Genomic DNA, 26,340 nt, shown 5'->3' with positions numbered 1-26,340 from the left:
TTCGGTAGCTTCTCGGGAGGTATCCATTCCCTCGTTTAAGGATCGAATTTCTCGGATTCCGACAGCCTGCGCGAGGCTGCGGCCGGCGTTGACGCCATAGTCAGCAGGACCCACGCTTGGTTGCCGTGGGGGATGGCGAGGCATTTGCTCCGGTCGCGAGGCCGTTCCGGCGATATTGTCGACCATAAGTGGTTCGGGAATAACGAACAAGGCCCGCTCGAAAGCAGGATGGGAGCACGATGCAAGGCTGCGTTGCAGGGAAGGCAATGCGGAGTTTTCATGAGGTATGAACCGGTGCTACTGCCTCCAGGTGGCTTTGCGGGACGGGCAACGGAGGTTTGCGCGGGCATGCTATTCAGTCTGTGCGGGGCACGGACTAACCTTGCTTCATCGTCAACGCAAAGAAGCAGTCATGAAACCCGTCTACATGCATGCAGCGATCTTCAACGAGTCTTCCTCAACGAATCTGGAGAATTGAAATGGATAAGCAAGCAGCCCTCCATTACATATATGACCCTTTTTGCGGATGGTGCTATGGGCTCGCACCGCTGGTGTCAATTGCCGATGAGATGCCCGGCCTAACGGTGGTCCCGCATAGCGGCGGTATGCTGACTGGAGAGCAAGCGCAATTGATGTCCCCCGAATGGCGTGATTTCGTCCGTCCCCATGAGGAGCGCATTACCGCGCTCAGTGGCCAGAAGTTCGGCGACGCTTACCAACAAGGGACGCAGTTTGACTATGGCGTCAAGCTCGATTCCGGGCCGCCCACCGCAGCGATGGTAGCAGCGGAGTCCATTGCCAGTGCTGGACTGAAGATGCTAAAGCGGCTTCAGACGGCCTACTACGTCGAAGGCCGGCATATTGCCGAGCGGGAGGAACTGGTCCGGATAGCCGTCGAACTCGGATTGAACGCGGAGGCATTCTCGACCGCTTACGACCAAGCCACCCAGGAACTCGGCGAACACTTCGAGCAGACGCAGGCCTTTCTTGAGACGGTAGGAGGGCGTGGCTACCCGACCCTGGCTATCGAGCAGGGCGGGAAAGTCTCGAGGCTGCATCTGGGACAGTACTTCGGAAAGCCCGAGCTATTCCGCAAAGCGCTTAAAAACCACCTGGCGCACGGCCAAGCTTAATCGCAATTGAGGCCTGCCATTACATCGGTCTGCGGCTCACCTATGCCTTGGCGGGGGATGTGTCCGATATCCCCGCTGGCGTCCAGCTTGAACAGTTCGCCGCTCAGTTGCGTCGAACTACCGGAGCCAGCTGAGTCCAAGTCCCTCGTTCTCGGCTTTGGCCTGGCCGCCGCCATCACATGCTTGACCGCGCCCAGCTTGTTGGCTGTTCACCACCAGCACGTTGGGCACAGTGGCCACCAGTGTCACCCGGGCGGCGTCCTTGACTGTGACATTGGACAGCTAGCGCGCGGCATTGATGGGCCAGACCGATACCAGGATCGGCGTATAGCCATCAGGCGCCCCTTGGTGACCAAGCGCCGCGCGTGCCGCCGGTGCCGGGCCGGTTCTCCACTATCATCTGGAAGCTGCCCGATTTGCCTAGCCTGGCGCTGACGATGGGCAAGGATGTCGCCGGCGCCGGATGAGAATGACACCACCAGGCGGATCGGCTTGGCGGCAGGGCTTGCGCCCACTGGGACACGCCCCGGCACTCTGATGGCACCTACCGCCACATGCATTTTCGGATTATGGTTTTGTCTTCTCCACCGCCTCGTGTCCAGCCCCCGGCAGTTCGATGGTCCAGGTTCGCTGGCTTAGAAGTTATGCCGCATGCTCAGCGCGAAGGTCTGCGGATTCGCGCCTGCCGAAACGCCGAGTTGGCTGATGGCGAAGTTGTAGATGGCATTCTTCCTGCTGCTAATCCGGCCGTAGTAGGGAAAGAGCGCGGTGCGCTTCGACAGCGGATAGTCGTAGCCGATCGTGATCTGGGTGGCGCCGGTCTCCGCGCCGCTGCCGACAAAGCCGACCGTCTCGGTGGCATTGCCGGCGCCGTTGCTGGCCAGCGTGAATCCCAGCCTCACGCTGCCGGGCCCGAGCTTCTGCACCAGCGAGGCGTACTAGCCGTTGCGCGTCAGGTCGCCCGTGGCGGTGCGGTAGTGCAGGCGCTCGTACACAGCCGGGACTTTGGTGGCGGGAATCTGGTAGGACACCCATACCTTGATGGCATCGTCATTGCGGTCCGCGGTCTGGTAGTGCTGGTGCGGTTCATAGGCCGGCGCCACGTTGAGCGGCCCGCGGTCATAGGTTCCGGCGAACGAGCATAGCGCCGGGTTGCGCGGCGTGGTGAGCTTTTCCTCGGGCATGCCCCAGCGCACACTGCCACGCAGGCCGTTCCATTCGGGGCTGCGGTATTGCACTATGTTCTTCTGGCGGCGGTCGAAGGAGTTGGTGTTTTCGATGTTACTCGTGGAGCATGCGGCGCCGTTTCTGATCAGTGCCATATACCCGGCGGTGGCCGGGTAATAGGGATCGTAATCCATGGTTGCTTCGGTGTACGGCGTGGTCCAGTGCCGCATGAAAAAGGTCCCGTAGTTGCCGGTCAGGCCAACGCGCGGGTTCCGTCCGGCAATCTGTCCGGCCCCGGTATCAAGCGACAGGTTGCTCTCGATCTGCCAGATCGCCTTCAACGTCCCGTCCAAGGTCTCCTCGCCGCGCAAGCCGAAGACCGACCGGTGATTGGTCAGCCTCCCGGTGCCGCTCAGCGCAGTCCCGTCCGCCGCGGTGCTAGCCCGCGAGTATTCGATGCTGGTATTCAGGCGCCCGAAGATCGTGACCGAGGATTGCGCATGGGCAGCGGCGTATGCCGCCGCGGCGCCCGCCCCCAAACGCCAGCACAAGCCATCGGTGCCGGGTCGCCCCGTCTACCCCGCTGTCCATCCTGGTGCCCCGCCGCCTATGCCTCCAGGCTTTCCCCATGCCTTCTCCCATTGTGGAAATGGCCACGCCGCGCGGCCGCCTCGTCAATTTGAAGCATATACGAGTGGATGCGCCCCAGGCTGATAAGTTCTGAATGCCGATGCCCACGGCTGCCCGAGAATTGGTTGGAACGGCGCGTCGGCAGGAGCTGTGGAATTCCGTCTTCCGACTGGCGATAAACTCGAAAGCGTCACGCAGTCAGCATACATCCGCTGCCGGATTGCGCCGTAGTCTCCGCATTGCCGGATCGGCGTCATGACCAAAAAAGATCTGGCTCGTCCGGAAAGACTTCCTATATTAGTTAGGCTCAGCGCGTGAGGCGAACTTCGCGTCGAATCGCCCATGCGCGGTCGGTGCGCAATCCGACATGCTGATCTAGACGGGGGTCACCGCGTATTCAACCTGTCGTTTCCTGAGACCATCTTGACGAATTCAAGGCTCGATATACTGACCTCCCAGAATTGTCGGTTGATCTTGTACGCTCGAGGCGGCGGGGACCGGCACGAATAAGGACAACCGCGCGCAGGCGCGCACCAAAGCGACAGGAGTACACACCATGGATATGATCACCACGAATGACGGTACGCAGATCTACTACAGGGACTGGGGTTCTGGCCGCCCCGTGGTCTTCTCGCACGGCTGGCCGTTGAACGCGGATGCATGGGATGCCCAGATGCTGTTCCTACTTCAGCACGGCTACCGGGTGATTGCCCACGACCGCAGGGGCCATGGCCGCTCGAGCCAGCCGTCGCAGGGTAACGATATGGATACCTATGCCGACGACCTGGCGGCATTGATGGACCAGCTTGATCTGCAGGGGGCCGCGCTGGTGGGCCATTCCACGGGCGGTGGCGAAGTCGCGCACTATATCGGCCGCCATGGCACCGGGCGCGTCGCCAATGCGGTGATGATCAGCGCTGTGCCGCCGCTCATGCTGAAGACCTCGTCCAATCCGGGTGGTTTGCCGTTGGACGTGTTCGATGGCATCCGCAAGGGCGTGGCGGAGAATCGTTCGCAGTTCTACAAGGACCTGGCCATGCCGTTCTTTGGCTTCAATCGTCCGAACGCGAAGGTCTCCCAAGGCACCATCGATGCGTTCTGGGCGCAGGGCATGTCCGGTGGCATTCATGGGCAGTACCTCTGCATCAAAGAGTTCTCCGAGGTCGATTACACCCCCGACCTGAAGAAGATCGATGTGCCGACGCTGATCCTCCACGGGGATGACGACCAGATCGTTCCCATCGACGATGCCGGGAAGTTGTCGGCGCAGATCGTCAAGGACGCCACCTTGAAGGTGTATCCGGGCGCGTCGCACGGCATGTGCGTGGTGAATGCCGACCAGGTCAATGCGGATCTGCTGGCGTTCCTGTCGCGTTGAGGAGGTACCGCGCGCGCAGGCGCAAGCCTGCGCTTCAACCCCGCCAGTGCATTGTGTTGTCGCCACTGCCAGCAGGAGCCTCGCCATGAGCCAGACTACCAAGCCCGAACTGATCCTGATGAACGGGCGCTTCACGACGCTCGACCGGGCCCGGCCGGAAGCGGACGCCGTTGCCATCGCCGGCGGCAAGTTCGTTGCGGTGGGGACGCGGCAGGAGGTCATGGCGCTCGCCGACAACCGCACCAAGGTAATCGACCTGGGTGGCCGCCGCGCGATCCCGGGGCTGATCGACAGCCACATGCACATCATCCGCGGCGGGCTGAACTACAACATGGAATTGCGCTGGGACGGCGTGCGCTCGCTGTCCGACGCCATGCGCATGCTCAAGGAGCAAGTGGCGCGCACACCCGCGCCGCAGTGGGTGCGGGTGGTCGGCGGCTTTACCGACCAGCAGTTCGCGGAGAAACGGCTGCCCACCATCGAGGAACTGAACGCGGTGGCACCCGACACGCCGGTGTTCATCCTGCACCTGTACGACCGTGCCATCCTCAACGGCGCTGCGCTTCGCGCCGTGGGTTACACCAGGGATACAGCCAACCCGCCGGGCGGCGAGATCGTGCGCGATGGGCAGGGCAATCCAACGGGGCTGCTGCTGGCCAAGCCCAACGCAACGATTCTCTACGCCACGCTGGCCAAGGGCCCGAAGCTGCCGCCGGAGTACCAGAAGAACTCCACGCGGCATTTCATGCGCGAGGTGAACCGGCTCGGCGTCACGGGCGTCATCGATGCCGGCGGCGGCTACCAGAATTATCCCGAGGACTACAGCATCATCGAGTCCTTGCATGCCGAGGGCCTGCTGACCATCCGGCTTGCCTACAACCTCTTCACGCAGAAGCCCAAGGACGAACTCAGCGATTTCAAGACCTGGTCCGGCAAGGTCAAGCCAGGGCAGGGCGATGACGTCTACCGCCACAACGGCGCCGGCGAGATGCTGGTCTACACCGCGGCGGACTTCGAGGATTTCCGTGTCGAGCGCCCGGACATGGCGCCATCGATGGAGAGCGATCTGGAACCCGTGATCCGGCTGCTGGCGGAAAGCCGCTGGCCGTGGCGCTTGCACGCGACCTATGACGAGACCATTTCGCGCGCGCTGGACGTGTATGAGAAGGTCGCCCGCGAGGTGCCGTTCAACGGCCTGAACTGGTTCTTCGACCATGCGGAGACCATCAGCGACCGCAACATCGACCGCATCGCCGCGCTGGGCGGTGGCATCGCCGTGCAGCACCGCATGGCGTACCAGGGTGAGTATTTCGTGGAGCGCTATGGCGCCAAGGCAGCGGAGCGCACGCCGCCGATCAGGCGCATGCTCGAGCGGGGCGTCAAGGTGGGTGCCGGCACCGATGCCACACGGGTGGCGTCGTATAACCCGTGGGTATCGCTGTCATGGCTGGTCACCGGCAGGACGCTTGGCGGGCTGGCCTTGTACCCACAGGCCAACCTGCTGGACCGCGAAGCGGCGTTACGCCTGTGGACCGAGGCCAATACCTGGTTCTCCACCGAGGAAGGCAAAAAGGGGCAGATCAAGGTGGGGCAGCTTGCCGACCTGGCGGTGCTGTCCAGCGACTACTTCAGCATACCCGGCGACGAGATCCAGGACATTACCTCCGTGCTTACCTTGCTCGGCGGCAAGGTTGTCCATGGCGACGGCGAATTCGACAAGCTGGCGCCCGCGTTGCCGCCGCCTATGCCGGACTGGGCGCCGGTGCACGCGTTCGGCGGCTATCAGCCACGGCGTGTCGCGGGTACGCAGAAGCAGGCCATGGCGCAAGGGTGCGCCTGTGCGACTGCGTGCGGCGTACACGGCCACGCTCATGCCTGGGATGCTAGCGTGCCGGTCTCCGACCAGCGTGGGTTCTGGGGCGCGCTCGGTTGCTCTTGCTGGGCGTTTTGAGCGCAGGCGAGGATGCCGCTTCCGAAGCCGAAGCCGAAGCCGAAGCCAGTGAGGAGAGTGCCATGATGTTGCATGCGTCCAGTAGCAGCGCGCCCTTCGTTGCGTTGGCCGCGCGCCTCGCGACGCCGGCGGTGCGCTGGCTCGCGCTGCTGGGCCTGTGCGCGGCATACCTGCAGGGCGGGCTGACCAAGGCCACGGATTTCCCATCCGCGATCGCGGAGATGAATCACTTCGGACTTTTTCCCCCTGCCCCTCTTGCCATCCTCGTCATCCTGCTGGAGCTTGGCGCGTCGCTAAAGATCCTGTCCTGTTTCTACCGGTGGCTAGGGGCGCTGGCGCTCGCCGGCTTCACGTTGCTGGCCACCTTCCTGGCCAACCAGTTCTGGAGTGCGCCGATGCCGGAGCGGCTCATGCTGGAGAACTCGTTCTTCGAGCATCTCGGGCTGGTGGGCGGGTTCCTGTTGGTTGCCTGGCACGACCTTCGGGACAGGGCAGCCCAGAGCGCCGTGCCATGACCGACAACGTCGGTTCCACGGCCGACCCACTACCGGCGGGCAGCACAGGCGGCAGCTTTGCGCCCCTCCGCCAGCCGGTGTTTGCGGCGCTGTGGGCAGCGACGGTCATCGGCAACACCGGTGGCTTCATGCGCGACGTTGCTAGCGCATGGCTGGCTACCGATCTGTCCACGTCGCCCGCAGCGGTCGCGCTGGTGCAGGCAGCGGGCACGCTGCCGGTATTCCTGCTGGCCATTCCCGCCGGCGTGTTATCCGATATCCTGGATCGCCGGAAGTATCTGATCGGGATTCAGTTGGCGCTGGTGTTCGTCTGTCTTGCGCTGATGGGCCTGGCCTACACAGGCAACCTCACCATCGAGTTGCTGCTCGCCTTGACGTTTCTGGGGGCGCCGGCGCGGCGCTGATGATGCCGACGTGGCAGTCGATCGTTCCCGAACTGGTGCCTTTCAGGGACCTTAGGAGCGCAGTGGCCCTCAACTCGCTGGGCGTCAATATTGCACGCTCGGTTGGCCCGGCGGCCGGGAGGCTGCTTCTCGCCAGCTTCGGTGCCGCGTTGACCTACGGGTTCAACCTGTTGAGCTATGGCTTTGTGATCGCCGTGCTGCTGTGGTGGCCCCGCCCCGCGCGCCCCGAGAATCCGTTGCAGGAGCGGTTCCTGGGCGCTTTTCGCGCAGGCATAAGATATGCGCGGGCAAACCGGCAACTGCAGGTGATCCTCTTTCGCTCCGGTTGCTATTTCGCGTTTGCCAGCAGCACTTGGGCGTTGCTCCCCCTCGTTGCAAAAGGCGTATTGCACGCCGGCGCGGGCTTCTACGGCGTGCTGCTTGGCGCGGTTGGTGCCGGCGCCATTGTCGGCGCGCTGATGATGCCACGGCTAAGACAGCGGTTCGATGCGGACTGGCTGTTGCTGTTCTCGGCGCTGGTCACGGCCGCCGTTATGGCCATCGTGTCGATCGGGCCGTCGAAATGGCTCGCGCTGCTATTGCTGGTATGCCTTGGCGGTGCCTGGATCTTTGCCCTGACAACGCTTGGCGGTGCGGCGCAGGCGATCCTGCCGAACTGGGTCCGCGGTCGCGCACTTGCCATCTACCTGATGGTCTTCAACGGGGCAATGGCGCTTGGCAGCATCGTATGCGGCCTGGTCGCTCAGGCACTGGGCGTCCAGGCAACATTGCTGATCGCAGCCGGTGGATTGTGCGTCTCCGGTATTGCCCTTCACCGGATCAAACTTCCCGCGGGCGATGTGGACCTTATACCGTCGAACCATTGGCCGGAGCCGATGGTAACAACGCCTATCGAGCACGACCGCGGCCCGGTACTGATCCTGATTGACTACCGGATTCAAGCTCGCAACCGCGCGGCATTCATGCGAGCAGTCCAGGCGCTGTCGGGCGAGCGTCTGCGCGACGGTGCATATAGCTGGGGGTGACGGAAGACGTGGCAGATCCTGAGCAGATCACCGAATGGTTCATGGTGGAATCCTGGGCCGAGCATCTGCGCCAACACCAACGCGTGATGCGTATCGACGCAGACGTGCAGCGCGAAGTCTTGCAGTTTCACGTTGGCCCCGAGGCGCCGCGCGTGCGGCATCTGCTTGCCGTGGATGCGCGCCGCGGCGAGTAGGAAGCTTGTGCTGCTCAGCGCAAACGCGGCCATGATCCATTTGATCGGATTGGCCGTCGACTTCATGGGGTTGAAAGGCTATGAGGCCGAGTCCCGCGAACTGCTTCTGCACTGGACTGTCGTGAAGCACGAACTTGAGGCTGCCGACTAACTTGTACAGATGAATGGGTTGGAAGCCAAGCGACTGAACTAAATTCTGGTGGCAAACATCGGCGTTGGTGTGAACCACGTCACCCCAGCCTCACACTGACAGGTCAGGGGCGGCCCGGTTGACGAACGCTCCTCGAACGAACCGAAGGCTGCCTATTCAAATCAGATCCGAATAAGCCCCGGAAGTCGTAGTTTTTCCCTGTCGAATCCCACGCAGGTCCAATCCAGACTATCTGTGCGGCCTGGCTAGGCCGCTCGGCTCGGCGTCAGCCTTCAATGCGCGCATCTTTCAGCCGATAGCCATGTGGGTAGCTCCTATTGAGGGCTCCGCTATCAAGGGACATTTATGAAGAACACGGTAGCACTCTGCGCGCTTTCAATGCTGGCAGCATCGTCTATCGCCCTCGCGGCAACAACCCAGGTCGAAGTGAAAGTCGATTCGCCCAGTTTTGTTTCGGGGGTGAAGACCGTCGAGCTAGAGGACAACGTGCCGCAGACCATCACCTTCAGCGCAGCGGCGAAGCCGGCCTTCGACAAGCGCTGCGTCATTCTTGGCCTGGTCGATTCCGACGGTGGTGTGCCGACGCTTTGACGGTGAGGCCCATGTGGCGAGGAACATATGACGCAGTCCGACAGGAGCACAGGCGAAGCGAGGGATATTTCATCGCTTCCGGAATGGGTAACGCGCTCGATCCAGTGGTCGTGGTGGCGCCGTTGGCTAAGCAAGCCACCTCTCTGGGCATCTCGCCGGGCGGTGGCTTGGCGCACTCTGACAACCGAAGGCATGGCACCAACGCCGCGCTCGCGGTTCGTACGGGGTGAGGGGATATTCTTTGAGTCGGTAGCAAGGCTCGACGCAATTGACCTGTGCAGCATCGACGTGCTCAGGTATCACACTGGCACCAACCGGTTCCGGCCGACCTCAATCGCGAGCCCCCACGGCCCGCTAACGCGCTCGTTTGGCAGCACTGAGATAGAGGTCGATATCACCGAGATCGAGGGGATCAGCGCCAGCAAGTCGTCAGACCGCTATTTTGAATCCGTCCGGGCGTTCGGCCAGGATTTCGCCGACTATTTGGGCACGGCGGTCGACCCGGCCGGCCTCGCGAAGATGCTGAAGCATGGCGAGATCCGTATCATCGGCGAGCGGCGGTCAGATTCTTTCAGTCTTCGCTTGTGGGACGCGCGCCTGTTCCTCGCCAACGACGGCGGCTCGCACCACTTCGCGGCCGCGGCCTACATCGCCGGCGATATCGGGGCGGCTGTCCGATTGCGAGCGCCGCTCACCGCCCACGGACTCAACGAAGCAAGCGTCGCATGGCTTCTCCAGAGTTATGCGCCGTACCTCGTCGGACAATCGTCGGTCGCAAACGCGAAGGCTGCGATTGCACAGCTTGCCGGTGAGTGTGGTGTCATCGATTTGCCTGGCTGCTTAGCCGAAGGGGCGGCGATGCTGTTGGTGCCGACGTCCGCAAGGGACAGCCGCGAGGTCTGTTGCTTGGTCGAGCAGCAAGGTGCGCAACCGTTGCGCCAATGGATGGAGGCGAGTTTGAACCGGCAAAGGCAGCTTAGAAGCAGAGTCGCCGCTCAAACCTCGAGGGATACAGGGTATCTTGCTGTCCCGGCCGTCCGTCGCATGCTCGCTTGACATCGGTTTCGATGTGCAACGATATTCGTGGGCTTATCGCTCGCTCCTCCAAGGTTCACGATGCCACATGTCAGATTCGACCTACGCATTCGCAGCCCGCGGACTGGTAAGCCGCAGCTGCCGCCGAAGGGCTGCGCCGCAAGTGCGCCTGCTGCGCCTCGCTCACCGCCACCGGCTGGGTGCTCGAGGGCGGAGATTCGGTCTGCGCGTCGTGCGAGGACGTCATTTCCCGCGCCGAGTTCTATACGAGCGAGTCTTTCGCCCGGCCAACGCTGACCGCTTTCGCGGCGCACATGGGTCAGGTTGGACGTGAGCTGGATGACGCGATGGTCAGGTATCTCCGAGCCAAATTCGACTGGTATGCTTGAGGAAAACGCCCCGCTGGGGCACAGGAGAGAGAATGACCGGATTTCCACGCGCGGTGCCCCGTGAGCTGCGCACGCCCAATGAGATTCCCCGCGAGGCCGAAGCAGCGAGTGCTCGCGAAGGCATGGTCTATGCCGGCACGGACGGACTGGCAATGCTTCAGTCTCACATGCGCTCACTCTACCGCGAGCGCATGGAAGGCAGTGGAGAGGGGTACGGCATCGAGTATTTCCGCGGCGTGCTGCATGGCTTGGCCGTTGCTGGTGCCATGACCCCTCATGTGAGCGTGGCCATCCATGATTTCATCACGGCGCGCGGCTACGAGCGCGCCTCGGACTGACCCTGCCACCAAAAAGCCCTTAGGGTACCTAGCGCACCCGGCCCCGCACCGGGCCGGCAGCCGGAAAGAGGGCAAGACCGATGAGTGAGCGCAGTTGGGATAAGACGGATTGGAAAGAGCGGGCTGAGCCTGCTGTCGAGATTCGCTCAACTTTGAACTGTCCTTCTACGCTACTGAACTCGTGCCTGAATCATCTGCCTATTTATTGATATGACGCAATCAGCGTGGACCCGCGACGGCCGTCCGGTGGACGTGGCCACCATCCCCAGTGCTGAGTGGGAGGCGTTAAAGCGGGCAGCGCAGCTCGGCGACTTCGTGATGCCATGCTGCAAGGCGCCGGCGGTGCTCAAGACCAGCATCAACGGCCTGCCTTTCTTCGCGCACCTGTCGGACGAGTGCTCCACAGCGCCCGAGACGAGATGGCACAGAGCCGGCAAGGCGGCAGTGCTGGCCGCCTTGGACGGCATGGGCATAGAGGGCCGCGACGAGGTGCCGGGAAGATCACCGAGGGGCGACAAGTGGGAGGCCGATGTTCTTTTCTCGGTCCCCGGTCGCACCATCGTGATCGAACTGCAACGCTCCTACCAGCACCTGCGCGACTTCACGCGCCGCCAGGAGCGGTACACTGCCTCGGCCGTCGAGTGCTATTGGCTGGTCCGCAACGAGACCTTCCTGACCTTGGGCAAGGCCACCTCGCGCCTGCTCTTGAAGCGCGACTTCGGCAACGTATTCCCGCATGGCGGCATTGGTACCGGCATGCTGCCAGAGCTGCCGGTGGCGATGCTGTACCCCGAGGGCGCGCAGCCAGTCATGTTCGGCGGGCTCAAGACTGCGACGGTGCAAGCGTGGCTGGCTGGCATCCTCAACGGCAGCTACCAATACCGAGGCGGCTCATGGAACCTCGGCTGACCGCGCGAGCCAAGTCGGCTGCCCTCTGCGGGCGTCGTTCCTCGACGGCGCCGCAGGCGCCCCATCACGCGTATGCGTACTGAAAAGTTCCGACTTGAATGAACGCAGACCGTAGGAGTCCAGAGATGAATGCGCACGCGATTCAAATGTGGCTGAGCGTCCGGCGCGCAAGCTCTTGATCTAGCGCGGGTACGGCCGGAGGCCGGTGTTCGACAGCAGGATCTACGGTCCTTCGCCGCAATCACAGGCGGGCCTCCGGCTGAGGTTACTGCCGCGGGGCATGACCGCTGCTTCGTTCCGGTGAAGGAGGAGAACCTTTCTGCATGGCTTAATCCCGATCCGACGAATAAATCACGGCAGTACTCCGTTCCGGATGATCGCCGAAGTCCCTGCTACGAACATCGCAAGGCCGCATAAGAGATTGTTGATTTGATGTCGGCATATCGGATCTATTGACACCGCTAGCCGGCAGGTAGAATCGACCAAATCGCTTGCAACTATGTCGGCCCGTTGCGAGTAATCGAAAGCCAATCAATCACAGCAAAGATCGATGCGAAACCAAATTTTGCTCTGCGCCCTAGTTGGTGCAACGGCACTTGCCGGTTGCGGCAGTAAGACGGATGTCGACGTAGACGCCCTCGGAGCCGCCGTCACCAAGTACCTTGATCAAACTGGCAACCTATGTCTAGGCGTCACAGCATGGCCCGTAGATGTGAGTCCGGGCGACACGGACCTAGCTAACAGGACACCAGGTGCCGGGCCTGCGGCGAAGATGCAAGCCTTGGAGTCTCTCGGCCTCGTATCGGCCGTAGACACTGACGCGGCGCGCGAGGGCTGGGGCGGCGCCGTGCGACGTTCCAAGGTCCGGCGATATACGCTGTCGGACGCAGCGAAGCCCTATATTCGCTCGTGGGAGATCGCATCCTTCAATCCAGATGGCGGCCCACAGACAAGAACGCTCACCGACCTATGTTGGAGCAAGCGGGTCCTTGACAAAATTGATGGATGGGAGGGGCCTCATCGCGACACCGACTTCAACGTCGTTGTTGCAACTTACACCTACAAGCTTGCTCAATCTGCAGCCTGGGCTAGTGATGCCAAGCTTCAGGCCGCATTCGGCGGAATCAAGATCGCTATGGATGGTGCGGGAAAGAAGCGGGACTTTGTGAGTCTCAATCGGACCGCCGACGGTTGGAAAGCGCAGGGAACCAATTAAGGCCCCGTATAACCTGTCCGCGCACCTTGCGCTCGGCGGTGAAACAGGCAAGGCGTCACCAAGGCCACCCGCTCCCCCGTTTCGGCGCCGCGCCGAACAGGGGAGTGCGCTTAGGCCTCGGCGATCAGAAAACGATCTCGATTTTTGCCCAGCCAGGCCGGGGCGCGGCCACGGCCAGACCACGTTGCGCCAGTCTTCGGGTCCAGATATTTTGGCGGTACTTCGGAGCGGGGTGCCGCCACCTTTCCACCCGCAGCGGGCCTGCCGCGGCCGCGCTTGGGTGCCAAGTCCTCTACCGTGAGCTCGTACTCGCCCATCAGAGCGCGGATCTGCTCAATCACGCCAGCGATCTCCGCTGCGCGGACTTCGACAATCTGCGCCTCGATCTTTTCCCGCTCTGCCAAAAGCTGCTTGTATGTTGCCATTTTCTTCCTCCGAAAGTAGGTGATCGTACATTATTCTTGGCTGTGCGTGCAGCGTTAATCGACCGACTAGGGCTAAGGATTTGACGCAAGAGGCCGATATTAGATTCGCTGGAATCGTGGTGAATCTCGGCCCCTTGACTGTGGAAAATTTGACGCACAATGACATTACCCGCTGAGCAGTCTTTGGTTGCTGAAGTCGTTTCGCCGACCAGCGAAACTAGGAGTCAGTTCTTGAACGCAACGGCCCCAGCGCTCGACGCGCGGAGAGAGCTCAGAGTATCACCCAAGATGTACGAAATCCTCGAGGACGTATGGCGGGATAGGTTAAGCCCTGGAGGCATAGCTTTCACATATCTCACCTCCAGGGCTTTCAAGGTGACACGGTATCCGACTAGACCGGACCGGTCGGTCGATGGCATCGGCGCTTGGTTCGATGACGCTGTTCGCTATCTCGATAGCATCGCGGAAACGGAGTGGTGCCAACTCGAACTCGAACTAATGGACCTTCATTCTAGAACGCAGGAAATTCTACGAGCGACTTTTGGCGATTGCATCCCGTTGAAGCGGGCTATCGGCGCCTTCAACGAGGGGCCGGCAAACTATACGTTCGCGGCGCGTGAGGTGGACGAAGTTCACCACGCGCCGATGTTGGCTGTCGCGGCAAAGGCCGCGGGCCGAGATAGCGTAGAGTTTGATGTCGACATTGTGAGCGGGTGGTCGCGCTATGTTACCGGGCGCTATGGTTGCTTGCACATTTCGCGAACTTGGGCGATATCAGACGTGATCCTGGTCTCAAATCTTTTGGCTTCTCCGGGAGGCGGCTGCGGTCCGCTCGAATCGGATGAATGGCTTTGTCTCAATCGGAACCGCACAGGATTGATGAACTTTCCTACCAGTAGTCTTTGCATTTCAGGGCTCCCGCAGAGTTACGTCGCCAAAGCGTCAGAGGCCGCGCACACGGACGAGATACTGAAAGCCTGGGAGGATCATGCAAAAGACCAATCGGCGAGACGGCGAATCGCCCCGCGAATCGAGCCACGAGTGCGCGCGAGTCGCACGCGGCGCACCCTGCTAACACGGGCACTTGATTGGGCGAATGGCATTCTATTTCAACGTTGCGGATGACCTCGTTGGGCTCGTTACTGGGTCAGCTCGTGGAGCATGCAGGTCACAGACCGTTTCGGAGATTCGTTTGCAGAGTGTGTCTGTAGTGGCCGCGGCCACGCTGTTCAGCCTGTCGCCAATGGCGACGGGCAACACGATCGCAGTGGATGTGGGCCATTCGCATGCTCGCCCTGGCGCGATATCTGCGAGCGGGAGGGGAGAGTTCACGTTCAATGTGGCGCTCGCACAGGAGGTTGTGTGCGTATTTCGGGGCCCGTGATCAGCGATTTCGGCGCAACGTGATCACCTGTTTCGGCCGGAAGGTGATCGCCGGTTTCGGCTGAACGTGATCACTTTGGCGGTGACGCCGAAATCGGTGATCACGATCCCGAAACGAGTGATCACGTTGCCGAAATCGCTGATCATGCGCCGAAATGGCGCCGGGCAAGGGCTGGGGGTGGTACTGCGCATGGGCTAGATCGCCGGCGATACGCTGTTTCCTTTTTGCAAGGAAGCAAGCTGATGCCGGCCAACCGGATGACCATGCGCAAGATCAAGGAAGTGCTTCGCCTGAAGTGGGCGTGTGGCCTGTCGCACCGGCAGATTGCCAGGGCTACGGGTGTGAGTGTTGGCGCTGTCTCGCAGTACGCGGCGATGGCGAAGGCGTCGGGACTGGATTGGCCGCTGGCAGACAGTCTTGACGAGGATGCGCTGGAGCAGCGGCTGTTTGGCGCGCAGAAGCCGGCCAACAGCGCGGGCGGTCGAGTGACACCGGACTTCGCCTACCTGCATCGCGAGTTGCGCCGCAAGGGCGTGACATTGCAGTTGCTGTGGGAGGAATACCTGGAAGCGAATTCAGGTGTCCCAATCTACCAGTACACACAGTTCTGCTGTCGCTACCGGGACTGGGCGGCGATGCTCAAGCGATCCATGCGCCAGCATCACAATGCCGGCGAGAAGCTGTTCGCGGACTTCGCTGGCCCGATGGTTCCGGTTCTCAATCCGGAAGGCGGCACGGCCTTCGAGGCCAGTATCTTCGTCGCCGTGCTGGGCGCGTCGAACTACACCTACGCGTGCGCCACCCGCGGTCAGACTACTGCCGACTGGATCGGAGGCATGGTTTGCGCGATGGAGTTCATCGGCGGCGTGCCGGAATTGCTGGTGCCGGACAATCCGCGAGCGCTGGTCGCTCGGCCGGACCGATACGAGCCTGTGCTATCCCGAACCGCCGAGGACTTCGTTCATCACTACAGCACGGCCATGCTGCCGGCGCGGCCACGTAAGCCCCAGGACAAGGCCAAGGTCGAAACCGGCGTGTTGATCGTCGAGCGTTGGATTCTGGCACGGCTGCGCAACCACCGCTTCTACAGCTTGGCCGAGCTCAATAAGGCCATCAAGAAGCTCGTCGCCGACCTGAACAGCCGCCCCTTCAAGAAGTTGCCTGGCACGCGACGGGAATGGTTCGAGCGGCTGGACCGCCCGGTGCTGCGCCCGCTGCCGCAGCGACGCTATGAGGTGGCGACGTTCAAGCAGTGCCGGGTCAACATCGACTATCACATCGAGATCGACGGCCACTACTACAGCGTGCCACATGCCCTGGTTCGCAAGGCCGTGGAGGCTCGCATAACGCGCCACACCATCGAGATCCTGTCCGGCGGCAAGCGCGTGGCGCTGCACGCGCGCAATACCCGCAAGGGTAGCCACAGCACGGTTAAGGACCACATGCCCGCAGCGCACCGCGCCCACCTCGAATGGACGCCGGGCCGGCTGCTCAACTGGGCGGCTTCGATTGGCCCGAGTGTCGCTGTCATCGTCGAATATCAACTCACCAGCAGAAGTCACCCCGAAATGGGCTACCGCGCCTGTCTGGGCCTGCTCAGCCTCGCCAAGAAATACGGTAAGGACCGGTTGGAGGCTGCCTGCGCTCGAGCCGTCGCCATCGGTTCCCTCACTCGCAAGTCGGTGATCTCCATCCTCGAAAACCATCTGGACCGGCAAGCCACTCTGCCGGGATCGCAGTGCGAGTGGCATTCCCCCATGCATGACAACGTGCGTGGCCCTGACTACTACCATTAGGAAAATACATGCTGATGCAACACACCGTTGGCCAACTCAAGGCGCTCAAGCTGGATGGGATGGCCCGAGCCTTCGAGGAACAGTCCGCTCTGACCGCCAGCACCAGCCTGCCGTTCGAGGAGCGATTCTCGATGCTGGTCGATCGCGAGATCGCCTGGCGCGACACCCGGCGGCTCGAGCGGCTGCTGCGCGCGGCCAAGCTCAAGCATACCCAGGCGTGCGTTGAGGATGTGATCTATGACGGCAGCCGGGGACTTGAGCAGCGGCTCGTCGCCACCCTGGCCAGTTGCGACTGGATCCGTAATGCACAGAGCCTGATCCTGACCGGGCCGACCGGCGCTGGCAAGTCCTGGCTGGCTTGCGCTTTCGGTCAGCAGGCCTGTCGGCAAGGGTTCTCGGTGCTCTATCTGCGGGTGCCGCGGTTGTTCGAGGAACTGCAGATCGCCCACGGCGATGGCAGCTTTACCCGGCGCTTGGCGCAACTGGCCCGTATCGATGTCCTGATCCTTGACGATTGGGGCCTGCAGGAGCCTTCCGAGAGCGCCCGCGGTGATCTGCTGGAAGTCCTCGACGACCGTGTCGGCACGCGTTCGACCATCGTGACCAGCCAGTTACCCATCGAGCATTGGCACCAATGGCTCAATGACCCGACGCTCGCCGACGCCATCCTGGACCGGCTAGTTCACCAGGCCCACAAGGTGCCGCTCAAGGGCGAGTCGATGCGCAAGCGGACATCGACAGATAGCAAGAAGCGGGGATCGTGATCACCTACGCTACAATCTCCTGACCGCGCAGTACCACCTTCCTTCCCTGATCACGTTCACCGAAACGGTCGATCACCTTCACCGAAATCCGCAGGTTGTGAACTCGCTTGCCGGAATTACCGTTAGGAAGATAGGCTTCGACGGTCAGATGACGTCGTTGACCGCCCGCACCACTGGAGCTACGGACGCACAGCTTTTCCTCTCCATCCACCACGACTCCGTACAGCCGCGCTATCTGCCAGTTGCCAATCAGTTCGCTGGCTACAGCCTATTCGTGTCGCGCAAGAATGTGGACCCCAAGGGTAGTCTTGCATGTGCGCGCGCCATTGCTGACCATCTGCTCGCGCTCGGAAGGCGGCCTACACCGCATCATGCGGAAGCAATTCCTGGCGAGAACCGCCCGGTTGCCGATGCGCAGCGCGGAATCTACTGGTTTGATGACCTGGTCGTCCTGCGGACCGCGCAGCAACCAGCTGTGCTGTTTGAGGCGGGAGTGATCGTCAATCCCAACGAAGAGGCGATGCTGGCGAACGATCAAGCGCGGCGAGCGATCGCCGGGGCGGTAGCTCGTGGAGTGGAGGCTTGCCTGGGCGGCCGCGCCTTGGAGTCGCGGAGGTGAAGGGACGCGCTCCAGCTGCCACGCACCTCAACGCCGAGTGGCCGGCGGCCGCGGCCAGGTTCTACCGCAGTGCTTGTCGGAACCGGTTAGGCGGGACCGACCCTGGCCGCTTGATCTTGATCCAGTCAGATGAACGAATGCCAGCCTGGTAGGTGCTCGAGACTCGCTTCCCGACGATGCCTTCAAGCTGAAGGACGAGGGCCTGGTCAAACAACCACTGCCCGTTGGCATCATGGTCGACATAGAGAAGGCTCGCGGGCCGCTTTGAAAGCAGAGACGCCAGAGCGGCCTTTCGTCGTTCATAGGTCTGGCCGCGGATGTCCCGCCCGCTCTCCACGAGCAAGTCGAACGCGCAATAGACGACCAGGTCCGCTCCAGGATACCAGCGCCGGCGCCGCGCCCGACGGAGGATCCGATCGAAGTCACTGCGGCCAATGTCGTCTAGGCAACATACTTCGCCATCGAGTATGTGGCCAGGACCGAGCGAGGCAAGTCCTGCGGTCAGCTCTGGGAACCAAGCCGTCGCATCGGCACCTCCCTTGGTCTGCAGGCGAACAGGATCTGTTGAGGCCAGTATTCTGAATCCATCGTACTTATATAAGTAACTCCTTCGGTGTTGCGATTGACTGAGCGCTGTGGTTACAGCAATCGCTTACTCACAACTGAAAGTCAGATCGACAGTGCCCCCCTCAAAATGGCCGTAATTCTCAACTGACTTAAGTAGCCTTACAGATTTTCCAGATTCTGCGCAGTGTTTTGTTGCTTCTTCGAGCGCCATGCGTTTGGCGCCAGCACGGCCGCCAAGCTCCCAAGTTGCTCTGGTCGATACTTGATATTGATTTTCACCAACACGAAATACGCCAGAATTATTGGCACATGCCGAAATGAATGAAATAGAGGAAAATATCAGGGCTTTCCTAAGCATGTATTTCGCCGTCTTGTCATTGTTCCCACGTGCAGACTGACGCGGATTAAAGTTCCCGCTCGGGTCTTCGGGGATAGGCATAGCAACAATTTGAGCATTCCACTGAATTCTCGTTGGAGAAGCCCGCTCCGGTTGCTAATCGTTCTCTGGAACGCCATATTAGGGCGCGCTACCACCGCGATGTTTCCTCCACGAAATCGTATGGATTGAGGCTGTTCGAAAGTAGATACTGCCTAATATAATTGATGGCGTTTTCTAGAAGTTTCATGAACATGAATTCTGGATAGGCGAGAAACAGTTTCGATTCATACACATACCCATGATAGTAAGGGACTGTCCTTTCAGGGCTGATCTCCATGGATGTTCCCGGTTCCCTTGACCCATGCACTAAGTAGTTTCGATAGCGGTAGAGCAAATTATAATGTTGGCAGTCGCGCAGAGCCTTCGCTTCCAGTTCGCTACTCGCGAGTTTAATCAATGCGCCAAGTGGTTCGTCGATCTCACTAAACTCGATTGAGCCCCCGCGTCAGGGTCTATCTTGGCGAGTTTCTCGTCAATGAGGTCGCAAAGACGACCCGGCCCAATTTCTCCTCGTGTTTGCCTTTCGCTGAGAAAAGGAATGCTGACGTACTCGCCAGGTGTCCAGCACTTTCCATCCTGAATGAAACGTATGAAGCGCTCTCTGTTTCGTTTGTGTAGTTGTGGATAACGATCTTTCGAAAAGCGAATGCTGGCTAGCGTATCGACTGCATTGATAAGCAGTACCTTTCTATAAAATCGGATCTGGTACTGCGCTGGATCTCGGTTTTCATCGCGTTTAATGTGCAGATTGCGGATCGCCTCGATTTGTCCCGAGAAATACTCACAAAATCTATCGATACCGTCTTGAGTCGTCATCTTTGTCGCCATTATTGGTGCCCGGCTTGTGCGTTTCAGTAGCAGTCTGAATGAACACGATTGTCGCCTCCAGCAGCCGCGCCGTTCAAGATGATTTCACCACGGGCTTGCAGACGGTCGCAAGAATTGCAACCGACTCAATCGCAACGCCCCTCTTCGTCAAACGCAACGGCTACCATGTGGCGGCAGCGTTGGGGAAAAGCAACGGACCTGGGTGCGTATTTATACTTCAGCTCGTAGCGCCATTCATCACTGGCCGGGACATGCTTGCGCTCGCTCAGAAGCATCGGCCTCAAGTCAGCAAGGGACGGCGCAGGCGATCTGGACGGCATGGTTGCGATCAGTCGAGTCCCAAGGATGGCTGCTGAGCGGATCTTGCTCGCGAAGGGCGGGGCGCCGGCGCCGTCTCCATGCGATCAGCGGGATAGAGGTTAGGGAATGTCCTTGCGGCCTCGGGATCTCGGCAGTTCAGCCAATCATCCCAGCTCGCCACCGGCAACACAACAAAGAGCGCTTTTCCTTGGTGTTCACGTTGCAATGCAACCTGCGCGGCTTGCACCTTGCCACACGTCAGCTATCGCGTACTGGTTGTCCCTGCTGCCGGGCTGGCGCCCGCCTGGGCCAGCAGATTAGTGCCGAAGCGATCACATTCCGCCCGTGGGCCCAGTCTTGCGACCAGCTGTTCCGTCCTGCTTGCGCGATTAGCCTAACTATTAAAGCCTGTCTTGCGTGCGAAATGATCGCTGATGTGCTCGTAGTGATCTCGGGTGACGCCGCCCTCCGGCTCCAAGATCGCCATCGCCTTCGCATGACGCGCCATCAGGTGCTCGATGAGCTTGTGCGTCGAAACATTCACCGTACGGCCCGAGCTAAGTTCAGCTTGCAACAGTTCCGCGTCAGGAAAGTCCGCATGAGCTTCATAGACCGTTGCGGATTCCAAGTCGATGGCAGCATGCCTTGGGTTGCTAAGAGGCCCCTGGAGACGATCCATCGCGTGCAGGCCTGCCAAGAAATCAATCACCCGTTCTGCTATCGTTGTCATCTGTATATTTCCTTTTCCTATTCGTTGATCTCATTCCGAAGGACCTTTGACATCAGGCGCGTATCGGACTTGCCGTCGAATCCCTTAGTTGAATACCACTGTCGGAGCGTCAAGAGATCGGTGCTTTCGTCAAGCGGATGTGCTTCGAGCTCCAGGAGCTTCGCTCCATATTTCCTCGCTTCGGCTTCCGCGAGTTCCATGAGGCCGGTCCCAATGCGACGCTGCCTGAACCGCCCCAAAACAAATATCTCGTAGACCCGCGCTGTCGATGTCCGCTCGTAAAAATCGAGCATCAGTAGGCCTGATTCGCAGCCGTCTGTGAGTGCAACGAAGCCTCTCGTCCAGGCGTCACGCCATCCCTCGGTCGCCCGCGTATGCAGCACGCTGTCTTTGATGTCACCCGGGCCGCTGATCCTCGTAGTTTCGAGGCTTCTTTCCACAATGGCTTTTCCGTCCGTTAGTCAATGTTCTCGATTTTAGCTTGCACATACTCAGCCGGGCTCATGCCGTCATCGAACGACGGCCGCATGTCGCCCAGCTCGCCAACCAGCCACGTTCCCTATCGTTCATCTTTGGAAGCCTCGCTTGCGCGCCGGATCGCTTCACGGGCCAACTTCTCATGCACGAGGAGGCGATGGGCGCGGAACTCGAGATCCAGCCTGCGCTTCGCACACTCATCCAACTGCGTCATGGGGGCGTCGTACCCAGGCCAAGGCTCGTATACGTCCGCGTCTTCGCCCGGCTTCGCGAGTCGGATGAAGCCCTCGACAATCCATTCATCGGTAAGTTGAGTTGAGGACATATGGATTACCTCGTCGGATGCATTGGACGAGGTGCCACGCCGGAACAGATGCCGTAAGACTCGCCCGAATACGACTGCGATGCCGTGCGCGAAAGGCTATTGATGCACTGGTCGCGTCGGTAGCCCTCGATTTGAGCCCGCGTCGGGCCGGCCGTCGCGAACTTCTGCGCATCTTCGATCCAGCGCCGGCAATCGCCTGAGCTGGCCCAGACGGTCGCGACGTGATCTGCAGTGTCAGTGATCGTGCAATGCGTCGACGCCTTCTCAGTCTGGTAGCGGGAAGCGGTTCGAGGCAGCGGCGGGATACCGGACCATGCAGCGATGTCGCCCGGAAAATTTCGCCAATTCTGCGCGCTCTTTGCCGCAGCGTCGACCGCTTCGCGTTGCGCAATCGTGGCGTCCGATACCCACTCGCCAACGGGAGTTTGTTGCTGCTCCGAGCGGACGGCTCGCACGATACCTGACTCGACGCTGCCGCTTTGCAGCACCAGCGTTGCGTAGCAAGACAGCGCCATCGAGTGCTCGGTGTTCAAGAAAATCTCTGGACGATCTGGTCTGTCTGCGCTCAGGTTGCGTATCGACGTAACTTGGGCGGGCGGGCCGCCTGGCTGACCGACCTTTGCGTTCAGCAGCTTGGTCAATAGCGAGCCGGTCCCAGGTTTCTTACACAGGTCCCGTGCGTCCTGCGGAGAATTCGAACCGTAATAGACATTCGTTGGTGCGCAACTGCTTGTTACCACAATCGTGCCGATCAGGAGGTATTGCCTCGCCCTCATCCCCGTCTCCCTATGTGCTTTTCCTATGGTTTGGGGGTACTCCTACCGGACAGGCGGTGGTGGCACCGGCGGGCGGCCCAGCGGCGGCAGCGCCGGGCGCTGGTTGTGGATGCCGCGCGCCAGCTCCTCGACGCGTTCGCGGTACTGGAGATCGGTGGACAGGTCGACATAGGCGCGCGTGGCCAACGCCGGAATCAGTTGGCGCGGCATGGCGGTCTGGCGGATTACGGGAATGAACTTGCTGGTGCCCAATTCCTGCATGAGCTGCCCCATCACCAGCATGTGCTCGAAGCTTGCGCCGCCCATGTTGCCGAGAATCTTGCTCACATAGGGCTCGGTGCAGACCATCACGACGTAATCGCTTTGCATGACGCCGCGCCGCATGAAGAGCGCGAGATCATCCCCCGGCCGCGTGTCCCACTGGTCCAGCAACACCTCGATCCCGTAGGCCCGCAAGTCCATGCCGAGCTGGGCGACCCACGCCTTGTGCACGACCGAGTCGTGGGAATACGATAGAAACACGATCGGTGCCTTGGCTGCAAAGAGCGTCGCCGAGGGCAAGAGCAATCCCGCTTGCTGGAGCACGCTCGCCAGCGCGACGTTCTTGACCGCCCAGTGCGTGCGGTTTAGCTCGAAGCTGCGTTCGATATCGAGCGGGTGCTGCAGGGCTTCGAGCTGCTCGGGCGCGATGGGCGCGATGCCCGGATCAAACTCGAAGGCCACGCCATAGCCATCGTTACGGTGCGAGATCCCGGTGATGCGACCCACGCGTGCCGCCTTGCGGCACATGCGCTCGTATGCGAAGACCGTGGGCAGCGACTGCAGGACATGAAACGTGTCATCGCTGGGCGGCAGGAAGCGATTGCGGACGATGTCGCTGGTGTATTCGAAGAGCCGGTCCTTGTCCACGCTCCACGAAAGGCCTTCCCAAGCCTCGTTGTGGGCGCTGACCAGCAGGTTGTAGTGGGACTGGGCGATGCTCACGGTGTCTTCCTCAGAGTGCGGTGCGCTGGCGCGATGAGGATCCATTATGCCGCGCGGGAGCGCCCGCCTGCTGCGCTTCGCAGTATCGCCTACTGCGCCACGCCGGCGGCATGGACGTGCTGCAGGATCCACAGCACGTCCCGCACCGCATCGCTGGTCTCCCTGTCCAGCGCATGAAACTGCAGCGCCGTGATCTGCGCGATCGCGACCTGTCCAGCATGGTCGAACGCCTCGGGCGACGCCGGCGGCTCGCACTGCAGTAGCGCGAGCCACGTCGAGGCTTTCGACGGCCAAGGCGACATGGTCGGCGAGATCATCCCGGTCGGCGTCGCGCATCGCGCGCGTGAGCGCATGGCGGGCGCCCCGGACGGTGGAAGCAATGGCCTCGGCGCTCACGACGCGTCCGGCGTCAAATCGTCGGGCGGGCCTCATCGGTCTGCGTCTGCAGCGTGAGGAACGCCTCACTGCCGAGCTTCAGGCAATCACGAATGAGCCTAAGCACCACCGGCAGGTCGTCGATCCGCTGCTCGAACTGCAGCTCGTCGGCCGAGTCTCCAAAGCTTGCGCCGATGCTGGTGTAGTTGGCATGGGTGCCCACGAGCGAGAGTTGCCGATAGGCGACCTGATAGACGGCTGCAAGGCCACCCTTTTCGGCTGCGCCGTAGGCGCTGATGCGCAGGTTGCCCACGGGCTGCTGCAACACGGCTTCCAGTGCCGCACGCTGCTCCGCACTGACGGCGTTCCCGATGTCAGTATCGGCCAGTGCTTGGCGCACGGTATGCTGCCGTTCATATGTATCCTGATCGCGCATCCGTTCCAGCACGCCCGGATCCACCAGCAGCGCCCGTGCGTAGAACAGGTGCTCGAAGCCCGTGCGCAGGATGGAGGCCGCCTCGACCACCATGCCGCGCTCGGCCAGCAGCACCGCCGCTTGACAGGCACAGATGCTGCGCTGCCACGCGGCGAGCGCCACGCGCTGATGCGGGGGCCCGCTTATCCCCTCGCCCAGAACGGCCATGGCCGTGCGCGAGGCGATCGCGCATTCGCCGAGTAGCGCCCCGAACTGCTGCCGGATAAGCTCGCGCACCACGCTGGCCGTGCCCGACAGATAGCCGGCCTCCGCCATGGTTTTGGGGGAGGACAGGATGTATCGCTCATGGTTTGCCATACAGCGCGTGGTGCAGGGCTTCGGCTTTCTGGTCGAGCTGGCGGATGGCCTCGCCCATGCCGTAGTCCTTGAGCCCCAGATGCGTTAGCGCGGTGCGTACGTCCGGGTAACCCGAGGCTCCGGCGCGACCGGCTTGGTGTCCCCACGCGTCCAGTGCATCGAGCACGGCGCGCCCCTCGGCACCGAGCTGCGCGTCGTCCATGCCAAGCGCCACCGCTTCGGTGCGCAGCTTGCCGATCAGTTGCTTGAAGAGCGTCACGCGGAATGCTTCTTGTCTTGGGCGCCCAGCGCCCCTTCTATCGTTGCGAGCTGCATCAGCCGCCGCTGCAGGGGCGATACGTAGTAGGTCGGACGCGGCTTGCTTCCCACCATCGTGAAGGTGTCCGCTACCACCAGCCCGATACGCACCAGCGGGGCTGGCGACCGCGTCGAGGTCCTTTTCCGAATCGCTTGTCGAGTCGAAGCGACCAGCCTGGCGCCGCATCTGACCGGCGAACACCAATGACAGCACTCGACGTGGTGATCTCGACTTCATCACGCACAAGAGACCGCCGGAAACCCAGACCAACACCCAGTTCTGTCAACGGCAATACGTCCACCATGGCCGCTAACCAACGCAGAAGCGGCGATTCATCGGTATGCAACTGCCGCGTCAAATCGTCTAGGTGCCGCGTTTTCCTTTCCGCCCACGCTTGACGCTCTGGACCACACGGATTCAATGGGAGGAGCGCGCGCGAGCAAGGCAGGCCCAACCCGTCGTCACAGACCTCGAAGTCGCCAAAGAGCGTGTCGCCATCGTCGACTCGCCAGTCAGTCACGCGGGTCCAGGCTCTCCAGCCAGGACTCGCGGGCTTGCTCAAATGGACAAGGCCGACAGCCTCAATTTCATCGGTATCGTCCAGGGCCATTAGCGAGGCTACTGCCCACGCAAAGGCAGTCGGTCGATAGATGGACGAGTCAGCACTTGGTGTTGTCATCTATTTCCGATTCACCTAGGTACCACTTCATCTTTTGAAGGCTGATCAAAACCGACTTCTACTGTTCGGCTTCGTCGCTGGGTGTCGTTCGCGAAATTCTCGTTCCAGAAGCTGCGCGCCGTCGCGACATAAGTGTGATGCTTGATTTCGTTCGGAAGCTCCAAACCAAGGGTCGCTAACTCACCCGTCGTTGGGTCGATTACACGCACGGCGCAGTCTCCATTGCGCTCCATTCCGAACGGTACATGCTTAACCACGTACCGAGTCAAGAATCGAAGCCATTCATCCTGAGTGGCGAAATACCCAAACAGCCTTACATACGCTCGTCCATTGTCCTTGATCGTCGGCTTCTTGAATCCACCGTGGCTTTTCATGTCAGCGCCCCTTTTCTAGGTAGTCGGCCCGGCTTCCGGTATGGATCACTCTGTGTTTGATGGCTGTTTCCCCTCCGCGGCCTTTTCTGGGCCCTTGCTCGTCCTAGCGAAGAATTTCCGGAAATCTTCATGGGTGGGGCCGAGCTCGCCCTTTTCGTCAATTATGGTCATTTCCTCCCACGCGACCGGCTTCCCTTCAAGCGAGGGAAATTGGGTTACCTGCCAGACGCGTCCAGTCAATGTGTCGATGAGGAACGTATCAGCCCGCATATGAGGGCTGATAACCAGTTGGAAACGCCCAGTTGTCGGATGATCGCGGTTTGCAGGCTGTGGCGGGCCTTGCGATGCCGCAATGGCGCTGCTGTCGACCCTCGTGCCGGA

At 61.1% G+C, this 26,340-nt stretch carries 28 protein-coding genes and 2 pseudogenes; 15 read left to right on the top strand and 15 right to left on the bottom strand.

The features are described from left to right. Positions 1 to 479: 479 nt before the first annotated feature. Positions 480 to 1,133: a DsbA family protein gene (locus OMK73_RS00730; protein ID WP_267600277.1), complete on the top strand. Its 654-nt coding sequence runs from the start codon at positions 480 to 482 to the stop codon at positions 1,131 to 1,133. A 635-nt stretch (positions 1,134 to 1,768) separates the two neighbouring features. Here the strand turns inward: OMK73_RS00730 and OMK73_RS00720 are convergent. After that, a pseudogene (locus OMK73_RS00720) lies at positions 1,769 to 2,839 on the bottom strand (porin). 647 nt (positions 2,840 to 3,486) lie between these two features. On the opposite strand from OMK73_RS00720, the gene OMK73_RS00715 reads away from it, so the two are divergent. The 10 genes and pseudogenes from OMK73_RS00715 to OMK73_RS00670 all read left to right on the top strand — a co-directional run bounded on the left by OMK73_RS00715 (position 3,487) and on the right by OMK73_RS00670 (position 13,026). After that, the gene (locus tag OMK73_RS00715) at positions 3,487 to 4,308 is read left to right on the top strand and encodes an alpha/beta fold hydrolase (protein WP_267600275.1); all 822 of its coding nucleotides are present in this window, start codon (positions 3,487 to 3,489) and stop codon (positions 4,306 to 4,308) included. A gap of 85 nt (positions 4,309 to 4,393) precedes the next feature. Next, positions 4,394 to 6,259: an amidohydrolase gene (locus OMK73_RS00710; protein ID WP_267600274.1), complete on the top strand. Its 1,866-nt coding sequence runs from the start codon at positions 4,394 to 4,396 to the stop codon at positions 6,257 to 6,259. Positions 6,260 to 6,324: 65 nt separating this feature from the next. Then, positions 6,325 to 6,774: a DoxX family protein gene (locus tag OMK73_RS00705; RefSeq protein WP_267600687.1), complete on the top strand. Its 450-nt coding sequence runs from the start codon at positions 6,325 to 6,327 to the stop codon at positions 6,772 to 6,774. Next, positions 6,771 to 8,397, top strand: a pseudogene (locus tag OMK73_RS00700) (MFS transporter). Before OMK73_RS00705 ends, OMK73_RS00700 begins: the two are co-directional and overlap by 4 nt. Positions 8,398 to 8,404: 7 nt before the next feature. Next, positions 8,405 to 8,548 carry a hypothetical protein gene (locus tag OMK73_RS00695; RefSeq protein WP_267600273.1) on the top strand — a complete coding sequence of 48 codons (144 nt, stop codon included), beginning with the start codon at positions 8,405 to 8,407 and terminating at the stop codon, positions 8,546 to 8,548. A 345-nt stretch (positions 8,549 to 8,893) separates the two neighbouring features. After that, the gene (locus OMK73_RS00690; RefSeq protein ID WP_267600272.1) at positions 8,894 to 9,139 is read left to right on the top strand and encodes a hypothetical protein; all 246 of its coding nucleotides are present in this window, start codon (positions 8,894 to 8,896) and stop codon (positions 9,137 to 9,139) included. Between the two features lie 192 nt (positions 9,140 to 9,331). Next, positions 9,332 to 10,195, top strand: coding sequence for a DUF6685 family protein (locus tag OMK73_RS00685; protein ID WP_267600271.1), 864 nt, complete (start codon positions 9,332 to 9,334; stop codon positions 10,193 to 10,195). A 400-nt stretch (positions 10,196 to 10,595) separates the two neighbouring features. Beyond that, positions 10,596 to 10,901, top strand: a complete 306-nt coding sequence (locus OMK73_RS00680) for a hypothetical protein (RefSeq protein ID WP_267600270.1) — start codon at positions 10,596 to 10,598, stop codon at positions 10,899 to 10,901. Between the two features lie 210 nt (positions 10,902 to 11,111). After that, the gene (locus OMK73_RS00675) at positions 11,112 to 11,810 is read left to right on the top strand and encodes a competence protein CoiA (RefSeq protein ID WP_267600269.1); all 699 of its coding nucleotides are present in this window, start codon (positions 11,112 to 11,114) and stop codon (positions 11,808 to 11,810) included. 772 nt (positions 11,811 to 12,582) lie between these two features. Continuing rightward, entirely contained in the window at positions 12,583 to 13,026 is a 444-nt protein-coding gene (locus OMK73_RS00670) for a hypothetical protein (RefSeq protein WP_267600268.1), read from the top strand. Positions 13,027 to 13,136: 110 nt separating this feature from the next. Here OMK73_RS00670 and OMK73_RS00665 read toward each other — a convergent pair whose 3' ends face one another. After that, a complete protein-coding gene (locus OMK73_RS00665; RefSeq protein WP_267600267.1) occupies positions 13,137 to 13,451 on the bottom strand; it encodes an H-NS histone family protein in 315 nt (104 codons plus the stop codon). Between the two features lie 1,450 nt (positions 13,452 to 14,901). Here OMK73_RS00665 and OMK73_RS00660 point away from each other — a divergent pair. The 4 genes from OMK73_RS00660 to OMK73_RS00645 all read left to right on the top strand — a co-directional run bounded on the left by OMK73_RS00660 (position 14,902) and on the right by OMK73_RS00645 (position 18,014). After that, positions 14,902 to 15,033, top strand: a complete 132-nt coding sequence (locus tag OMK73_RS00660; protein ID WP_267600266.1) for a hypothetical protein — start codon at positions 14,902 to 14,904, stop codon at positions 15,031 to 15,033. A gap of 44 nt (positions 15,034 to 15,077) precedes the next feature. After that, a complete protein-coding gene (istA, locus tag OMK73_RS00655) occupies positions 15,078 to 16,631 on the top strand; it encodes an IS21 family transposase (RefSeq protein WP_267600265.1) in 1,554 nt (517 codons plus the stop codon). A gap of 8 nt (positions 16,632 to 16,639) precedes the next feature. Next, positions 16,640 to 17,395, top strand: a complete 756-nt coding sequence (istB, locus tag OMK73_RS00650; RefSeq protein WP_267600264.1) for an IS21-like element helper ATPase IstB — start codon at positions 16,640 to 16,642, stop codon at positions 17,393 to 17,395. 148 nt (positions 17,396 to 17,543) lie between these two features. Continuing rightward, positions 17,544 to 18,014 carry an N-acetylmuramoyl-L-alanine amidase family protein gene (locus OMK73_RS00645; RefSeq protein ID WP_267600263.1) on the top strand — a complete coding sequence of 157 codons (471 nt, stop codon included), beginning with the start codon at positions 17,544 to 17,546 and terminating at the stop codon, positions 18,012 to 18,014. Between the two features lie 61 nt (positions 18,015 to 18,075). On the opposite strand, the gene OMK73_RS00640 is transcribed toward OMK73_RS00645, so the two are convergent. From OMK73_RS00640 to OMK73_RS00580, 13 genes are all read right to left on the bottom strand, one after another. After that, positions 18,076 to 18,663, bottom strand: a complete 588-nt coding sequence (locus OMK73_RS00640) for a hypothetical protein (protein WP_267600686.1) — start codon at positions 18,661 to 18,663, stop codon at positions 18,076 to 18,078. 3 nt (positions 18,664 to 18,666) lie between these two features. Beyond that, positions 18,667 to 19,020, bottom strand: a complete 354-nt coding sequence (locus OMK73_RS00635; RefSeq protein ID WP_267600230.1) for a hypothetical protein — start codon at positions 19,018 to 19,020, stop codon at positions 18,667 to 18,669. Between the two features lie 393 nt (positions 19,021 to 19,413). After that, entirely contained in the window at positions 19,414 to 19,836 is a 423-nt protein-coding gene (locus OMK73_RS00630; RefSeq protein WP_267600262.1) for a hypothetical protein, read from the bottom strand. Between the two features lie 706 nt (positions 19,837 to 20,542). After that, a complete protein-coding gene (locus OMK73_RS00625) occupies positions 20,543 to 20,878 on the bottom strand; it encodes a hypothetical protein (protein WP_267600261.1) in 336 nt (111 codons plus the stop codon). Between the two features lie 17 nt (positions 20,879 to 20,895). Next, positions 20,896 to 21,318 (bottom strand): GNAT family N-acetyltransferase, encoded by a 423-nt coding sequence (locus OMK73_RS00620; RefSeq protein ID WP_267600260.1) that lies wholly within the window; start codon positions 21,316 to 21,318, stop codon positions 20,896 to 20,898. Positions 21,319 to 21,437: 119 nt separating this feature from the next. Beyond that, positions 21,438 to 21,680, bottom strand: a complete 243-nt coding sequence (locus OMK73_RS00615) for a hypothetical protein (protein ID WP_267600259.1) — start codon at positions 21,678 to 21,680, stop codon at positions 21,438 to 21,440. 5 nt (positions 21,681 to 21,685) lie between these two features. Beyond that, a complete protein-coding gene (locus OMK73_RS00610) occupies positions 21,686 to 22,213 on the bottom strand; it encodes a hypothetical protein (RefSeq protein WP_267600258.1) in 528 nt (175 codons plus the stop codon). A gap of 285 nt (positions 22,214 to 22,498) precedes the next feature. Further along, the gene (locus OMK73_RS00605; RefSeq protein WP_267600257.1) at positions 22,499 to 23,440 is read right to left on the bottom strand and encodes a toll/interleukin-1 receptor domain-containing protein; all 942 of its coding nucleotides are present in this window, start codon (positions 23,438 to 23,440) and stop codon (positions 22,499 to 22,501) included. Positions 23,441 to 23,529: 89 nt separating this feature from the next. Then, entirely contained in the window at positions 23,530 to 23,757 is a 228-nt protein-coding gene (locus OMK73_RS00600; RefSeq protein ID WP_267600256.1) for a hypothetical protein, read from the bottom strand. Between the two features lie 92 nt (positions 23,758 to 23,849). Continuing rightward, positions 23,850 to 24,608 (bottom strand): DUF5677 domain-containing protein, encoded by a 759-nt coding sequence (locus tag OMK73_RS00595; protein WP_267600255.1) that lies wholly within the window; start codon positions 24,606 to 24,608, stop codon positions 23,850 to 23,852. Further along, a complete protein-coding gene (locus tag OMK73_RS00590; protein WP_267600254.1) occupies positions 24,595 to 24,867 on the bottom strand; it encodes a hypothetical protein in 273 nt (90 codons plus the stop codon). Before OMK73_RS00590 ends, OMK73_RS00595 begins: the two co-directional genes overlap by 14 nt. Continuing rightward, positions 24,864 to 25,016 (bottom strand): hypothetical protein, encoded by a 153-nt coding sequence (locus tag OMK73_RS00585; protein WP_267600253.1) that lies wholly within the window; start codon positions 25,014 to 25,016, stop codon positions 24,864 to 24,866. The genes OMK73_RS00590 and OMK73_RS00585 overlap by 4 nt, the downstream gene beginning before the upstream one ends. A gap of 580 nt (positions 25,017 to 25,596) precedes the next feature. Next, positions 25,597 to 25,959, bottom strand: a complete 363-nt coding sequence (locus OMK73_RS00580) for a hypothetical protein (protein ID WP_267600252.1) — start codon at positions 25,957 to 25,959, stop codon at positions 25,597 to 25,599. Positions 25,960 to 26,340 lie beyond the last annotated feature (381 nt).

This window comes from Cupriavidus sp. D39, assembly GCF_026627925.1.
Lineage (GTDB): Bacteria > Pseudomonadota > Gammaproteobacteria > Burkholderiales > Burkholderiaceae > Cupriavidus > Cupriavidus ulmosensis.
The sequence above is the reverse complement of the archived record's forward strand: the minus strand, read 5'-3'. Positions and strand labels throughout refer to the sequence as shown.

Bases quoted from the DNA above. Each gene is read 5' to 3' on its own strand.
- OMK73_RS00600 (WP_267600256.1), bottom strand. From the start codon at position 23,757: ATGATCTCGCCGACCATGTCGCCTTGGCCGTCGAAAGCCTCGACGTGG.
- OMK73_RS00690 (WP_267600272.1), top strand. From the start codon at position 8,894: ATGAAGAACACGGTAGCACTCTGCGCGCTTTCAATGCTGGCAGCATCG.
- istB (WP_267600264.1), top strand. From the start codon at position 16,640: ATGCTGATGCAACACACCGTTGGCCAACTCAAGGCGCTCAAGCTGGAT.
- OMK73_RS00705 (WP_267600687.1), top strand. From the start codon at position 6,325: ATGTTGCATGCGTCCAGTAGCAGCGCGCCCTTCGTTGCGTTGGCCGCG.
- OMK73_RS00670 (WP_267600268.1), top strand. From the start codon at position 12,583: ATGCAAGCCTTGGAGTCTCTCGGCCTCGTATCGGCCGTAGACACTGAC.
- istA (WP_267600265.1), top strand. From the start codon at position 15,078: ATGCCGGCCAACCGGATGACCATGCGCAAGATCAAGGAAGTGCTTCGC.
- OMK73_RS00595 (WP_267600255.1), bottom strand. From the start codon at position 24,608: ATGGCAAACCATGAGCGATACATCCTGTCCTCCCCCAAAACCATGGCG.
- OMK73_RS00625 (WP_267600261.1), bottom strand. From the start codon at position 20,878: ATGACAACGATAGCAGAACGGGTGATTGATTTCTTGGCAGGCCTGCAC.
- OMK73_RS00730 (WP_267600277.1), top strand. From the start codon at position 480: ATGGATAAGCAAGCAGCCCTCCATTACATATATGACCCTTTTTGCGGA.
- OMK73_RS00715 (WP_267600275.1), top strand. From the start codon at position 3,487: ATGGATATGATCACCACGAATGACGGTACGCAGATCTACTACAGGGAC.
- OMK73_RS00665 (WP_267600267.1), bottom strand. From the start codon at position 13,451: ATGGCAACATACAAGCAGCTTTTGGCAGAGCGGGAAAAGATCGAGGCG.
- OMK73_RS00675 (WP_267600269.1), top strand. From the start codon at position 11,112: ATGACGCAATCAGCGTGGACCCGCGACGGCCGTCCGGTGGACGTGGCC.
- OMK73_RS00635 (WP_267600230.1), bottom strand. From the start codon at position 19,020: ATGCCTATCCCCGAAGACCCGAGCGGGAACTTTAATCCGCGTCAGTCT.
- OMK73_RS00710 (WP_267600274.1), top strand. From the start codon at position 4,394: ATGAGCCAGACTACCAAGCCCGAACTGATCCTGATGAACGGGCGCTTC.
- OMK73_RS00630 (WP_267600262.1), bottom strand. From the start codon at position 19,836: ATGACGACTCAAGACGGTATCGATAGATTTTGTGAGTATTTCTCGGGA.
- OMK73_RS00680 (WP_267600270.1), top strand. From the start codon at position 10,596: ATGACCGGATTTCCACGCGCGGTGCCCCGTGAGCTGCGCACGCCCAAT.
- OMK73_RS00580 (WP_267600252.1), bottom strand. From the start codon at position 25,959: ATGAAAAGCCACGGTGGATTCAAGAAGCCGACGATCAAGGACAATGGA.
- OMK73_RS00645 (WP_267600263.1), top strand. From the start codon at position 17,544: ATGACGTCGTTGACCGCCCGCACCACTGGAGCTACGGACGCACAGCTT.
- OMK73_RS00685 (WP_267600271.1), top strand. From the start codon at position 9,332: ATGGCACCAACGCCGCGCTCGCGGTTCGTACGGGGTGAGGGGATATTC.
- OMK73_RS00615 (WP_267600259.1), bottom strand. From the start codon at position 21,680: ATGTCCTCAACTCAACTTACCGATGAATGGATTGTCGAGGGCTTCATC.